Raw genomic sequence first — 15,492 nt, forward strand, 5'->3', positions numbered from 1 at the left:
GTATGGGAGCGGCTTTTTCTTTTTTCAAAAAATTACTTAAGGAGGATATACAAAATGTCCAGATTCGAACAGCAACTAGAGGAATGGTTACAGATCAACTTGGATAAGGAGAACAATCCCCGCAGACAGGAGCTTCTTGCAAAAGGGTTGGGCTATGGAACAGTCGAATTTCTGCGTGCGGTATGGTTTCCTGCTGTAGGAAACTTCAACTACTTGTTCCCCGAATGGGAAGTGCGCGATTTCAACAATGGTTATCGTTATCTTGATCTGGCCTATATGCCAGGTGGAGCAAAGGGTGGAATTGAGATTCAAGGCTACGGTCCACATGCTAGAGATCTTGATGTACGACGATTCAAAGATTTATGTAGACGCCATTCCTTATTATCGCTAGACGGTTGGACCTTCCTATCCATCGCCTATCCCTCAATCACGGACGAGCCTCAGCTATGTCAACAACTAGTACTCGCATTCATCGGCAAATTCATGGCTTCAGACGCGCCCTCTTCATTAACTTGGTTAGAAGCTGAAACACTTCGTTTCGCAAGACGTCTTCTGCGTCCGTTCACACCTGTAGAGCTCACCCACCATCTTAGAGTCACTAATCACCATGCCCGACGTGTTTTACATGAGTTAGTTGAACAGCAGCTACTAGAGATCGTCGGTGGAAAAGAACGCAATCGAACCTATCAGCTTAGAATGTGATGACTTGACTAGTTTGGTTTGATTAGTTTGGTTTGATTATCAAAGTTACGTTCGGACCGTATAGCTCTTATTTCCCAATTCCCCTCGTTTTCGCCACACTAACGGACTCAGTTGCAGCTATTTACTCAAAAACACTGCTTTGACCCAATTTTTTAGCTCATTAAGAGCTATGCAGTCCGAAACTCAGGGAAGATGAGCGAATTAGCTGAAATAGCTGCATTATGGTCCGTAATGGCATCTCTAGGGTCATACCAGCAAGGCTCATACAAAAAATGATCCTGAATCTAATCCGTTGCACCCCCGCATTGTCCTTCCAAAATCTAAGTCTTTTTCATTACCATCCATTACTATTACTAATCATTATTTAGAAAAAAAGTGCTCTGCTTAGTCCGTATTTTAATCAACGCTTGACCTTAGGTCTGACCTAAGGTTTATAGTTATTTTATCAAATAACTTACAGTTAGGAGCACCGCCCTTGAATCCGTACCTTACAATTGGCGAACTATCAAAACTTATGAATGTATCTATCCACCAGATTCGATATTTTGAAGAAAAAGAAATCCTGTTTCCATCCTATATAGACAATAATCAGTACCGGATGTACGGCATCGATGAAATCTATCAATTGGCACATATCCTGTTACTCCGCAAATTAAACATCCCTGTCAGCACCATTAACCAAAGTATGAATAAATCCGCAACGAATGACTACCGACTGCTGTTAGCGAAATCGTTAAACAAAATCAACACAGAAATAAACCAATTAATAATGCTGCAACAATTTATACAAAAGGTACTAAAAGAGCATGCAGATTATGGCAACATGGAGGGGGAGTATCAAATTAAACATGTGGATAATCGTTATCTGAAAAAGTGGTTGGTGCTAGAGGATAACGAAACACTAACTGCACGAAGTTTATATGAAAAAAGACCGCAGTACCATCATTTATTTGAAACAGATTTGCATTATGTATACGATTCTGAACAAGTAACCTTATGCTTTGAAACCATTGAAACCACTCCCGCCCCTGACATTGTTTTAGAAAAAGGGTGTTATCTCTATAAAGCATTTTTTGTAACAGACGATCAGGATGTAGATCATGAGATTGCCAAGCTGGAACACTTTTTAAATGGGCATCACTACATGGTATTGGGACCAATCATCATTTTGGAGAAATCATACCTATCCATGTTTAACAACGACAAGCTTCATTATGAGCTTCAAATTCAAATCGAGCATGCCTTAGATGATACCACTAAATGAGTACAAACGAGGTTATCATCGCCCATTACCAGGAACAAGATCGTGAGGCTGTAAGCAGGCTTTTGGTAGATGCATTTCACGGGAAATTTCACTCTCTCCTCTCTCTCGAGGACAATGAAATTGCTGATCTACTTATAAGACTTTGGGAACAAGATTCTACTTCTTTATCATCCAAACAAATAATCGCTTATGAAAACGGAGAAGTGGTTGGCACTATCTACTTAAAATGGCAGGATACGCTCTCCCTTAAAAAAGGATCAATTAAACCACTGAATCGGGCTCCCTTTTTGCAGCTATTCAAGAAATTTGGATGCTTAAATGTCTGTAAGTTAATCCTTGGGTTATATTTTTTGGATTATCAACCTAGAGCAAAAGAGTGTTATGTGGCTCATTTGGCTGTTCGGTCCAGTCACCGCAATAAGGGAATTGGCAAAGAGTTGCTGGGTTGGGCGGCGGATTTTGTAAACAGTCATTCTGAGGTTGAAAAGCTAACGCTACATGTTGCTAACAAGAATAAACGAGCCATTAATGTGTACCAGCAGTTGAACTTTGAGATCCATAAATCTGACTATAGCGCGGTAAGACATTTACTTTTTAAAGAGCCTATTTGGCATTACATGATAAGAAAAACATCGCTACAATCTGGGGGATCAATGAATGAAAAAGAAAATTAAGCTAACTGTCTGGATGATTACCATTTCGTTGTTGATTGCAGCGGTCCTGTTCGTACTACAGCAACATTCTTTTTCAATGACTGAGCAAAAAATTGAAATAGATACGCCTCAAGGTCAACTAACAGGAACCTTAGTTCTGCCTGAAAGTTACTCTGGAACCGTCGGACTGGTAGTTTTTGTTCATGGGGATGGCCCAGTTAATGATACTTACGATGATGGATATAAACCTTTGTGGGAAAAGCTCGCCTCTGCCGGATATGCTTCCTTATCTCTTAACAAACCGGGTATTGGGGGTTCCTCAGGGAACTGGCTAGAACAAAGCATGGAGGATAGAGCGCAAGAAACTATATATGCGATTAACTGGGCTAAAGCCTTACCTATGATTGATGCTCAAGCTATTGGTTTGTGGGGAGCAAGTCAGGCGGGCTGGGTGATTCCTAAGATTGTTAAAAAAGTGCCTGATCTCGCCTTCAGTATTCTTGTATCCCCCGCCATTCAATGGATTTCTCAAGGACAATACAATACCAGACAAGAGATGATTTTAGAAGGTTTTTCAGAACAGGAGATAAAAAAGAGAGAAGATTATAACGCGCAAATCCTACTGCTACTTAAAGAACAGGCGTCGTATGAAAGTTACTTGCGAATTGCACAATCGGACGATTTAATTCCCAAAGAAAAATGGGGTTTTTTCGCTAAAAATTATCAGTCAGATGCGAGCGAGGATTTAAAAAACTTCACTACACCTGTCCACTTAGTTCTTGGCGGGCAAGATATAAATGTAGATGTTGAGGAAACCGAACGTGTTTACCGTGAAAAAATTCCTGAAAACCTACTCTCCGTCTTCTATATTCCTGATGCTGATCACTCTATGCTCTCAAAAAAGAATGCCTCATCACCATTAAGAACATATTTGACCGCTGTCTTTTTTCCACGACATATTGTTGTTGAGCCATATTTAGATGATTTGGTTCACTTTGTAAGCCAGTTTTAATCTGTTTGCCATCCATTATGCACTCTCGCCAGCTGAACTCCCTACTTTCGGACCGTATAGCTCTTATTTGCCAATTATCTTCGTTTTCGCCACGTTATCGGACTCAGTTGCAGTTATTTACTCAAAAACACTCCTCAGATCCACTTTTTCGGCTCATTAAGAGCTATGCAGTCCGAAACTCAGGGAAAATGAGCGAATTAGCTGAAATAGCTGCGTTACGGTCCGTAATCACCACGCGGAAGTACTTAACAACAGCACAAGCCCGCGTATTGGCTATGATTTCCCCAGAAACTACGCATTTTATAGAATACCTACGACTATCACCAATGCACTCCATACGTTCGGACCGTACAGCCCTTATTTGCTGAATTTCCTCGTTTTCGCCACGTTATCGGACTCAGTTGCAGCTATTTACTCAAAAACAATGCTCTGATCCACTTTTTCTGCTCATTAAGAGCTATGCAGTCCGAAACTCAGGGAAAATGAGCGAATTAGCTGAAATAGCTGCGTTACGGTCCGTAACCACCACGCGGAAAGTACTTAACAACAGCACAAGCCCGCGTATTGGCTATGATTTCCCCAGAATCTACGTATCTTATAGAATACCTACGACTATCACCAATGCACTCCCTACGTTCGGACCGTATAGCCCTTATTTCCTGAATTTCCTCGTTTTCGCCACGCTATCGGACTCAGACGCAGCTATTTACTCAAAAACACTGCTCTGATCCACTTTTTCTGCTCATTAAGAGCTATGCAGTCCGAAACTCAGGGAAAATGAGCGAATTAGCTGAAATAGCTGCACTACGGTCCGTAACTCCAATCGCGGGCGTAATTTTGGCTCAAACGGTCGCGGACTTCCACTGCGAGCATACTTATCGGCAGCTTCGGCACCCGTAACCACCACGCAGCGTACTAACCACCAGCAACAGACTCCGAAAACTCCACGTAAATAGCAGAAGCAAAGGCATAAACCGGGTGTCATTAACTCAGATTCTCCCTCTCCTGCTGCATAAACAGCGTTATATGGCGTATTGATTATAGCTGTACGCTTTAGTGATAACGTATAATTTCGGATGATCAAGCTTAGCTTTGGTCAAAATCGATCATATAAGGAGAGGTTTTAATCATTGAGAAAACAACAACGTTTGTTAGCCATGCTCGTAACCTTCCTGCTTTTGTGTTCCTCTTTTCCGTTATCGATGTTTGCAGAGGAAGCACCTGATCCTTATGAAGGAATGATTAACATTCAAAGTGAATGGCAAGGCAGCGTATTTGGTGATGTTGGGGGGCAAGACAAGATTACTGCGGCCAACTTTGGCATTACGGAGAACACGGATGGATCAGCAACACTGCGAAGCTCGAACGATAGAGGTAAAGTATCGGGCAGCACGGAAGGTATCGCTTATTACTTTAAAGAAGTTGATCCAAGTGTTAATTTTGAGTTAAAGGCAACGGCTCACGTGGATGCTTGGACAGCCAATAACCAAGTTTCCTTCGGAATAATGCTGCGCGGCAATGTGTGGGATAACCAATTCGGAGCCTACTCTGGAGATTATGTCGCCTTGGGTGCTTTGGATCAAGAAATGAAAGCGTTTCACAAATTGCAAAATACAAACCTACAGAAACTTGGGTACGTGTTTGATAACGCTAATCGCCCTGCCCAAGGAGAGAATTACGAATTAAGCATCAAAAAGACCGGAAATCTGTATATTGTCCGCATCGGCAATGAAACCAAAACGATCGAAAGCTTTGACGGCTCCATTCAATATGCGGGCCTTTATACTGCTAGAAATACTACGGTTACGTTCCGAAACATTCAATTCAGTCAAGAAGGCCAAATCGAGCTAGGACCTTGGGGCTTCAGCGCCTTCGGAGGCAATACTAGTCCAGCTAAGAACCCCGAACCTATAATTGAAAGTCCAACCTCTGTAACGATAACGACTTACGGCGGCAAAATCTCCAGCAGCGATGAGGGATTATCTTTTTATTCGAAAGAGATTCCTGTGGATGCGAACTTTGAACTGAAAGCGACCGCTTCAGTGATTGCTTTTAATAACAATAGTACTGTCAGCACACCTAACCAGAAATCCTTCGGTCTTATGCTCCGCGACAGTGTTGGAACAAACGGAGATGCAAGCACAAGCACTTCTAACTACGCGGCGGTCGGTGCTTTGGATCAAGTAATGAAAGGTTTTTATAAAAAAGATACCCAAGTGAAGTTAAATCCTTTTAGCGATATCCAGGCCCCGTCCGCAGGAGCTGTATATTCGCTAAGTATTAAAAAATCAGGAGCTACTTATCGATTAAGTGTGGGTGATCAGACCGAAATCATAACACTGGACGATACGTTCACAGATACTCTTTTTGCCGGAATTTATGTAGCTAGAGATGCAACTGTTACTTTCAGTGACATAGACATCCAGCTTGAATCCAAAATCGTAACCAGCTTAACCGCTGATACGAGCGCAATGATGAAAACCACTTATCTGGTTGGTGAGCCCCTTGATTTGACTGGATTAGTCGTTAAGGCTATTTTTTCTGACGAGAGCGAGGCAGTTTTATCTTCTACGGATTATATTGTTACAGGCTTTGATAGCAGCAAGGTTGGAGAAAATATCATAACCATTAACTACAACGGTGCTTTCGTGAGCATTCCTTTGCAAATCGTTCCATTATCTATGACCTCATTATCAGTGAAGTATTATCCAGCTAAAACCGTATATTACCCAGGGGATACCTTCGATCCAGAAGGTCTTGTTCTTGTTGCCAATTATAACGACGGCTTCCTGACCAAAGAGCTGACCAGTGATCTTTATTCCCTCTCCATTAACGGACAACCGGTCAGCGATTTGTTACCGTATCTATTTACGCAATCAGGCTCCACAGCGGTATCCGTTACTACAACAGAGGCGCCGGCAATCACAACGACCTTTAATGTGGAAGTAAAAGCAGCGACGTTATCCGCTTTAGAAATTCGAAATGAACCTAAACAAACACTCTACTATATCGGTGACTCCCTCAAACTAGAAGGACTTGTGGTTTATGCTCATTACAGTGATGGTACACAGATTCGGCTGTTGAACAATGAATACAAGGTCTCTCCTCTCGACACCACGACACCTGGGGATAAAAAAATCACAATTACGCATAAAGGCTTAACAACCTCTTTTCAAGTTAAGGTCAACGTTAAAAAACTAGTAGGCATCGAAGTCACCAGCTATCCTAAAACTACCTTTTTTATTAACGAAAACTTTGACAGCAAAGATCTCTTCGTATCCAAAGTGTATGATAATTCAGATAGAGAGAAGCTAAACAGCTATACGCTCGACACTTCCAAGTTCGACAATCAGGCAGCTGGAGTGTATGAAATTGGCATACTCCCTACCGATTCTTCTATTATGCCCATTACGTATTCCGTTACAGTAAAAGAAAGGATCGATCCCGTTTGGAAAAGCATTCAATTCGGTCAGTCCACTTCAGCTGCTAACAATCAGACGATTGTCAACGAGGATGGATCCGCCCAACTGATCGCTTTGGAAGGCGGCGGTAAAGTCACCGAAGATCATGACGGCATTACCTTCTATTACACCGAGCTAGATGCTGCGGAAGATAATTTCGTGCTGTCTGCGGATATCCAAGTGTTGGCTTTTGCAAAAAATCCATATGACGGGCAAGAATCTTTTGGCATTATGGCACGTGACGTCATCGGCACACAAGGAAATTCTAGCGTCTTTGCATCCAATATAGCTGCCATCGGTGGTTATAGTGGCGGGACGAAAAGCGATCTGGGCACACAGCTTTTTGTCCGTACGGGAGTTGAAAAAACGGATGGGACTGGCAGTAAAGGGATTCAAACCATCATGCTTCAAAAAGATCGTCCTGCACCTGCCAATACTGTTCCAGCAGCACCTTACCATTTAACCTTAGCAAAGACGAATAGTGGTTTTACAGGACAGCTAAATAATGGCCAGCAAGCTATTCATTTCACACCAGACATTCTAAGCGTACAGGATTCAAAAATGTATGTCGGATTCTATGCTGCTCGTTTAGCCACAATTAATGTAAGCAATATTCAATTAACAGTCACTTCAGCAGCTACAGATTCTCCTAAAATAGAACCACCTGCGACTCCCGTCACACCTAGCTTAAATATACTTTCACTAAGTAAAACCTCAGATCCAGCTTACCAAATGATTGTGCGCTCTAATGTCAACGGAACGGTGACGTTGAAGCAAGGTTCTACGATCATCGCTCAGGATATCGAGGCAATATCTGGTAAACGTCTTTCTATTCCCACGAGACTTCTTGATCAAGGAGATACGAACTTCAGCATTACTTTTTTACCAGATGATACTCAGTATTTGACCTCTTATGAGAAGATCATCAGCAACTTTACCGTCACCCTAAAAAGTTATAACGAAGATGATGATATCTACGTATCCCCCACCGGATCAAGCTCCGGAGATGGAACAATCAATCTCCCACTTGATATCGATACTGCGATTGATTTCGTTAAACCAGGTCAGCATATTATTGTGCTTGAGGGTCGTTATGTGCGGAAATCACCACTTGAGATTAAAAAGTACAATGATGGCAAAGCCTCCGCCAAAAAGTATATAGAAGCAGCACCAGGAGCAAGACCTATCTTTGATTTTGACAAAAAAACAGAAGGCGTTCTCTTGAGCGGAAACTATTGGCATGTGAAGGGACTTGATTTCACTCGCTCAGCTGGGAATACCAAGGGCTTTACAGTGGGAGGCAATTATAACATCGTTGAAAATAGCCGTTTCTATGCGAATGGTGACACTGGTCTACAAATCAGCCGAACAGATGGTACCGCGATAGAACTCAGTGAATGGCCTTCCTACAACTTAATTCTCAACAGTACCTCCTTCGACAACCGTGATCCATCTGACAATAATGCCGATGGCTTTGCGGCAAAATTGACTGCGGGTGTTGGTAATATTTTTAGAGGTTGTCTGGCGCATAACAATATCGACGATGGCTGGGACTTATATACGAAAGCAGGCTCAGGTGCAATAGGTTCAGTGCTGATTGAGCACAGCGCCGCCTTCAACAATGGGTTCTTAACAGACGGAACCGTAGGTGCCGGTGATAAAAATGGCTTCAAGCTTGGTGGCGAAGGCATTCATGTCACACATACCATCCGCGATTCCATCGCCTTTGGTAATGGCGCTTATGGTTTTACAAGCAATAGTAATCCAGGTGTGATCGCCATCAACAACATCGGATTTAACAATACGCGTGGTAATATAAGCTTCACCACTTATGATCACATTACTGCAGACTTTACGATTGACGGTTTCTTATCTTACCGAACTGCCAACATTGCAAAAGACCAATATCCAGCTTCTTTAGCTGCGGACAATAATTTCATGTTTGACGGTACGCGATCGGCGAATAAATCAGGTTTAGAACTGAGTGATTCTAACTTTGTCAGCTTAAATCCTGTAGTCAATTACTCTCGGGATACTGACGGGAATATAATCTGGGGCGATTTCTTGAAGTTCATTCCTTTGGATGGGCCGGAACCAAGTCCGACGGCTTCTCCGAGTCCAACGGCTTCTCCAAGTCCGACGGCTTCTCCAAGTCCGACGGCTTCTCCGAGTCCGACTGTTTCTCCGAGCCCAACGGCTTCTCCAAGTCCGACGGCCTCACCGAGTCCGACTGTTTCTCCGAGTCCGACCGCTTCTCCAAGTCCGACCGCTTCTCCAAGTCCGACGGCTGCCGCGAGCTCAGGCAGTTCCGGATCATCGGTTGGAGATTCGGCCCCTACTATACTCCATTTGGACGGTAGCGTAAGTATTGAGATACCTACTACTATGAATGGAGAAAAAGCTAGCGCAATATTGACTGAATCTTCCTTACAAAAGATTATGGCTTTAGCCAAACCTAATTCCGCAGGCCACAAAATCCTAAGAATTCAGCTCGCAGAGGAACAATCGTCAAATGTTGGCTCATTTGAAGTCACTCTCCCTGCCGCAGCATTTCTTGTTGGAGCATCCACATTGCAGCTGGAGATCAATACATCACTAGCTACCTTTGTACTTCCGGATAATCTATTCCCGGCGAAGACACTGGACAATGTGAAGACGGTTACCTTGCTCCTCAAGCCTGTCGATACAACAGGAAGTTTAAAGAAGCAATTGGGTGAAAGTTTGCTTATTGATTACGAGTTACTTTTGGATGGTACAACAGTTCAATTAGAGAGTTTAAATTCGGCCATACAAATTGGGCTTCCTTATCCAGCAGCTGTACCTCCATTGAACAACGCCTTTATTGTAGTTTGGAACGTCAATGAGCACGGAGTCATCCAACCGGTAGTAGGCGGGAATTATGATTCAGATAAGAAGCAAGCTATTTTCTCAACAACAAATTCATCTGGACAATACGCCGCCGTTTACAATCACAAAACGTTCAGGGACATAACTGATTCTCATTGGGCGAAGTTTATTGTAGAAGTACTAACATCAAAAGGTGTCATTAATGGTGTAACAGAAACAGAGTTTAGGCCCGACCAGACTGTTACACGTGCAGATTTCACACTTTTATTGGTTAGAGCTTTAGGTCTATCCGCAGCAGAAGGAAATAGCTTTGCTGATGTGTCACCTAACGATTATTTTTATGAGGGACTTATGACAGCTCAGAAATTAGGGGTCGTTACGGGCCAACCCGACGGCCTTTACCACCCTCATGACTCCATCTCCAGACAAGAAATGTTTGTTATGGCAGCTAGGGCATTGAAGGCTGCTGAGGTATGGGAATCGAATACGACCTCTTCCTCCCCCTCTGCATTAGACAGCTACACCGACCATAATCAAATTTCTAATTATGCGGCAAATGATATTGCAAAGCTGGTATCAGCAGGTCTTATTAAAGGAGACTCTCAGCAGCAGCTTACACCAACTGCCCATTCCACACGTGCCGAAGCCGCCATGCTGATTTACAGAATTATGATGCAAAAATAAAAAAAGAACTCCAAGACCACTATACTCGTGGTTTTGGAGTTCTTTTTATCCTCTTCCCTCCCCCCTTAAGTCTTCTAGTTCATTTCCTTATCAGGCGGATTGGAAACCCGATACCCTTTCGGTGATTGATGGGTGATTTTCTGGAAATTCCGATGAAATGACCGTAAGTTACTATAGCCGCAAAGGTTGGCAACTTCACCAATAGTCAGATTCGAGTTTTTTAATATATAACATGCTTGTGAGATCCGATAGTGATTCAAGTAATCTGTGAAGGGCATTTTCATCAGCTGGACAAATAGCTTTGATAAATACGGGTAATCATATTGCAGATGTTTTGCTACAGCTTTTAATGTGCAATCGGCAGAATAATTTTGTTCTACAAAAAGCAGGATTTTATAGAGCACCTTTGTTTGCGGGGACTGTTTGACCGGAGCAAATGATGTCTGACAGATCAACTGCGCACATACACCATACAGGAAACTTTTCTGGCTATAAATCGAATCCAGCTTTGTACAATCAGGTTCATTCACAGCATGGAGAACATTGTCAGTTGGAATAAAGCTCTTATAATTCATGTGAAAATCACCTATCAATTCTGTGGAGAAGAGGATTACCATAATCTCCGAAAAATCAATCGTCTCAAATTCATGCATCTGATTAGGAAAAATAAAAACCAGATCATTTTTCTGTACCTGATAGCTTTTCCCATCAATGGTGATAGATAACTGCCCTTCTTTGACATAAATAATCTCAAATGCCCGATGAAAATGAAGTGGAAAATGATAGTTTTTCAATGGAATGAGTTTAAAGTAATCTTTTTCGCTGACACCATGTTTTTCAAAAAAGGGCCACAAGTAGATTCTCCTTCACGAAAACACTAATTTTGTCTTAAAGTGTACTATATAAAGTATAGAACTAACAACGTTATTTCCTATAATATTGGATAAAGTCAACCAAGCGGAGGTTATAGGACAATGGAATATCACATATCAAAAACCGGTTCAGATCAAGGTCAAGGCACTCAGGTGGATCCCTTTTTAACCATCAATAAAGCGGCTTCAGTAGCTGTGGCTGGGGATAAGGTTATCGTTCATGAAGGGATATATCGCGAGTGGGTAAAACCGAGATACAAAGGATTAAGCGAACAAAGAAGAATTATTTATCAAGCCGCTGAAGACGAGCAGGTTGTCATAAAAGGCTCTGAGCATATACAAGATTGGCAGCAGGTTGAGAACCAAATATGGAAAGTGATCTTGCCGAACACGTTTTTTGGCAGCTTTAATCCGTATGTTGAGGAAGTGTCTGGCGATTGGCTCGTCACTATAGAGGAGACAAGACACTTAGGGGATGTATATCTAAATGGCATGTCTTTTTATGAGGTCAGTCAGTATGATCAACTGGCAGCTCCTGTCGAAAAGCTGGAGTTCAAGGATCTCTGGACACAAGAGATGGTTCCGGTCCAAAATCCAAAACAGACGACCTACGTTTGGTTTGCCGAAGTAAGCCCTGACCACACCACGATTTACGCTAATTTCCAAGGTGCCAACCCGAACAAAGAACTGGTAGAAATCAATGTACGCAGATCTTGTTTCTACCCTGAAGAAACCGGAATTGATTATATTACTGTAAAAGGTTTTGAAATGGCGCATGCGGCAACACCTTGGGCACCTCCAACGGCAGACCAGCCCGGACTGCTAGGCACTAACTGGAGCAAAGGCTGGATTATTGAAAATAATATCATTCACGATGCCAAATGCAGCGCTATCAGTATCGGCAAAGAAGCTTCCACAGGCCATAATTACCGCACCCTTCGAAAAGACAAACCCGGATATCAATATCAGCTTGAATCCGTCTTTACTGCTGAGCGTCAGGGCTGGAGCAAAGAATCGATCGGTTCACATCTTATCCGCCATAATACCATTTATGATTGCGGCCAAAATGCCATCGTCGGCCACTTAGGTTGTATTTTCAGCGAAATTCATCATAACCATATATACAACATTGCGACAAAACGGGAATTCTGGGGCCACGAAATTGCCGGGATCAAGCTTCACGCACCGATCGATACTCACATCCACCATAACCGGATTCACGATTGTACTTTAGGTTTATGGCTGGATTGGCAGACCCAAGGGACAAGAATCAGCAAAAATCTGTTCTATCAAAATCATCGGGATTTGTTTATAGAAGTAAGCCATGGCCCTTACATTGTTGACCATAATATCTTGACAGCTAAACATGCTTTAGAGAATGTAGCCCAAGGTGGAGCCTATATCAACAATCTAATCGGCGGCAGGATGGTTCATCGAAAGGTACTAAACCGGTCCACGCAATATCATCTTCCGCATAGTACAAAAATTGCCGGTTTCTCACTTATTTATGGTGGGGACGATCGGTTCTATAACAATATCATTGTTGGAAAAGACGGATGGACAGGCGTGGGCACATCACATTTCAATCACTACACCACCTCTTTGGCGGAGTATATCGAGAATGTCCATAAGTTACACGGTGATCTTGAGGAGTTTGAACTCGTTGAACAGCCTATGTTCATTAATAACAACGCTTACTTAAACAGTGCAGAGCCTTTCGAAAAAGAGAATGTAAAGCTGGTTGAAGAAAGCTTTGATCCAGAATTCTTTATTGTAGATCAAGGAGATGAGGGATTCCTTTCCATTGACCTGCCTGATAGCTTCGTTAACTTCTTAGGTGAAGTACATTCAACTGAAACTTTGCCGCGGGTTCGCATCGTGGATGCCGAGTTTGAGAATCCGGATGGCAGCAATATAATCCTGGATACAGATTTTCTGGATAACAAGAAAGAGAATAAAAGCACTTTAGGACCTCTTACACTTTTGAATAAGGGCAAAAATTATATTAAAGTGTGGTGATCGGTAAAGCAGGTGGCTAGTCCACCTGCTTTTTTCATTGCAATCATTGAGTCTGCTACTTATTGGCCTTAATCTTTTGAATAGATACTTCGTTTTGTTCTATTATGATTTGATATTCAACAATCTCTCCTGCTTTAAATTCTTCGTTAAATTCTTTACTGACCGATCAAAGAATTGATCTGAAGGTCATGGACGATAAATAAAACGAATATAGATAAGTCTTGTGAAAAGTTATCTGAATGATACTCTAATTCAAAATAATAATCCTGCCCGTGATTACACCCTTTTCATCTCTGGAAAATTGAAGTGCCCTAGTTTCTTTATCGTCCGCACTGAAACTTACGGAATCCGAGTAACCGATTTGCCCTTCCTCAAACATATTTTGGACAAAAAGCTTAACACTCCAGTTATCGTATTCATAATTGAAAGCCCCTTGTTCATCAACACGCACTTCCTTTACAGATTCAGGGATAATCGTGCCGGTGGAGATTTTTTTCTTCATATCCTCTATTTTTTTAATTAGTTCCTTCTCATCATCATCAATAGAGGCAGCTGCATCTGTTGAAACCGCTGAATCAACTTTGCTGTCGGCAGAGGGTTCTTTCAACAGCTCCTGTAAATAGCTCTCAGCTTTGACAGGGTCAGCTTTGGTTGGATCCAGCGGAAGTTCAAATAGAATAGCGGTCCCCTTGTAATCGTTATTAGCGCTAATTTCCCCTGTACTTTCATTATAAGCAAACGCATCTTTGCTGAAAAAAGAACTACCATTACTGACAGCTAGATATACCCCTCGGTCAGCGAACATCTCCACTCCATCACATTCAATCAGCCGGTACATAATTCCATCTATAACAGCCTCGCTATAGCCACCATTCATTGTTGTGATATTAACCTGCCATGGTTTTAGTCCCTTTATAAGCGGTGACACAAAGAATGGATCCTGGCCATACTCCGGTTCACTTGTAGCAGGCATGGGGCCACCGTCTATTCTGGCGATGGATACAACGGCATAGGATCTGTTTGGGTTAATATTCTGATCAGACTTACTCAGTTCTGAAAGACCTTCCCCCGAGACTATTCCATTCAACGTCACGTTATAATCACCAGATATAACCGATTGGTTGATTTCAACAGCATCCCTGCTTTCGAATGCTTTTGCCAGCAGTTGCTGGCCCAGATGCTCAGCAACCTGCTTGGGGCTAAATAGCTGTGTAGCTGCATAAGCCGTTAAAGACATTACAAGCGTGAATATAGCAACCATTAGACCAATCGAAACTCTTTTTTTATAGGCTGGTTTCATTGGTTTAGTCTCCTTAAACTGTTGGATGATTCTTTCGTTTAATTCCTCTGTCGGCTCTGCTGTAGAAGCTAGCGCTTGCTTTAGCAGTTGATCCAACTTTTCGGAGTCATTCATTGGGATTCAACCTCCAAAATCTTTTTCATCGCCTTGCGGGCTTGGAAAAGTCTGCTTTTAACTGTGCCCGGTGGAATCCTTAGCGCTGAAGCAATCTCATCAACGGTCATTTCTGCGGTATAGTACAGATAGAGCGTTATTTTCAGTTTCTCATTCAGCCGGTCTGCGGCAGCATGAATCATGTGCCGAAGCTCCTGGGACAGCAATGCATCCTCTGGCATAACCTCTCCATCGGAAGTACACGCCAGATCGACCGCTTCATTATAATCTGCTGTAGGTGCAATTCTTTGCCGCCATGCCCATTTTCTGCGTTTGTTTTTGCGTAATGAGATAGCAATCGAGATAAGGAACGCTTTCGGATTTTGGTTCAGGTCCATTTTATGCCGCATTTCCATAGCTTTTAAAAAAGTCTCCTGATAGAGATCGTCCGTATCCACCCTATTCCCCGCAAGCGTAAAACAAAATGCGTAAATTGCTTTGCCATGTAATTTTATTAGGTCACTCAACTCTTCAATTTCCAAGTAGGCTACTCCTTTCTGAATGGCCATTCACCTATATATTGTC

9 protein-coding genes are annotated in these 15,492 nt (G+C 42.5%); 6 read left to right on the forward strand and 3 right to left on the reverse strand.

Features of this window, described 5'->3' with window-relative positions; genetic code table 11:
• Nucleotides 1-54: 54 nt before the first annotated feature.
• The 5 genes from MHH50_RS17715 (at nucleotide 55) to MHH50_RS17735 (ending at nucleotide 10,623) form a co-directional block, all read left to right on the forward strand.
• Nucleotides 55-702 (forward strand): transcriptional regulator, encoded by a 648-nt coding sequence (locus MHH50_RS17715; RefSeq protein ID WP_340033202.1) that lies wholly within the window; start codon nucleotides 55-57, stop codon nucleotides 700-702.
• A 475-nt stretch (nucleotides 703-1,177) separates the two neighbouring features.
• Nucleotides 1,178-1,966 carry a MerR family transcriptional regulator gene (locus MHH50_RS17720; protein ID WP_340033203.1) on the forward strand — a complete coding sequence of 263 codons (789 nt, stop codon included), beginning with the start codon at nucleotides 1,178-1,180 and terminating at the stop codon, nucleotides 1,964-1,966.
• Nucleotides 1,963-2,640, forward strand: a complete 678-nt coding sequence (locus MHH50_RS17725) for a GNAT family N-acetyltransferase (protein WP_340033204.1) — start codon at nucleotides 1,963-1,965, stop codon at nucleotides 2,638-2,640. Before MHH50_RS17720 ends, MHH50_RS17725 begins: the two co-directional genes overlap by 4 nt.
• On the forward strand, nucleotides 2,624-3,631 hold the full coding sequence (locus MHH50_RS17730) for an alpha/beta hydrolase (protein ID WP_076309319.1): 1,008 nt from the start codon (nucleotides 2,624-2,626) through the stop codon (nucleotides 3,629-3,631). The genes MHH50_RS17725 and MHH50_RS17730 overlap by 17 nt, the downstream gene beginning before the upstream one ends.
• Before the next feature lie 1,130 nt (nucleotides 3,632-4,761).
• On the forward strand, nucleotides 4,762-10,623 hold the full coding sequence (locus MHH50_RS17735) for a bacterial Ig-like domain-containing protein (protein ID WP_340033205.1): 5,862 nt from the start codon (nucleotides 4,762-4,764) through the stop codon (nucleotides 10,621-10,623).
• A gap of 74 nt (nucleotides 10,624-10,697) precedes the next feature.
• On the opposite strand, the gene MHH50_RS17740 is transcribed toward MHH50_RS17735, so the two are convergent.
• On the reverse strand, nucleotides 10,698-11,477 hold the full coding sequence (locus MHH50_RS17740) for a helix-turn-helix domain-containing protein (RefSeq protein WP_076129714.1): 780 nt from the start codon (nucleotides 11,475-11,477) through the stop codon (nucleotides 10,698-10,700).
• Between the two features lie 120 nt (nucleotides 11,478-11,597).
• On the opposite strand from MHH50_RS17740, the gene MHH50_RS17745 reads away from it, so the two are divergent.
• Nucleotides 11,598-13,514 (forward strand): right-handed parallel beta-helix repeat-containing protein, encoded by a 1,917-nt coding sequence (locus MHH50_RS17745; RefSeq protein ID WP_340033206.1) that lies wholly within the window; start codon nucleotides 11,598-11,600, stop codon nucleotides 13,512-13,514.
• A gap of 247 nt (nucleotides 13,515-13,761) precedes the next feature.
• Here MHH50_RS17745 and MHH50_RS17750 read toward each other — a convergent pair whose 3' ends face one another.
• Complete coding sequence (locus tag MHH50_RS17750; protein WP_076129716.1) at nucleotides 13,762-14,928, reverse strand: hypothetical protein; 1,167 nt, start codon at nucleotides 14,926-14,928, stop codon at nucleotides 13,762-13,764.
• Nucleotides 14,925-15,476: a sigma-70 family RNA polymerase sigma factor gene (locus MHH50_RS17755; RefSeq protein ID WP_076129717.1), complete on the reverse strand. Its 552-nt coding sequence runs from the start codon at nucleotides 15,474-15,476 to the stop codon at nucleotides 14,925-14,927. The genes MHH50_RS17750 and MHH50_RS17755 overlap by 4 nt, the downstream gene beginning before the upstream one ends.
• Nucleotides 15,477-15,492 lie beyond the last annotated feature (16 nt).

This window comes from Paenibacillus sp. FSL H3-0302, from assembly GCF_037982245.1.
Lineage (GTDB): Bacteria > Bacillota > Bacilli > Paenibacillales > Paenibacillaceae > Paenibacillus_AQ > Paenibacillus_AQ odorifer.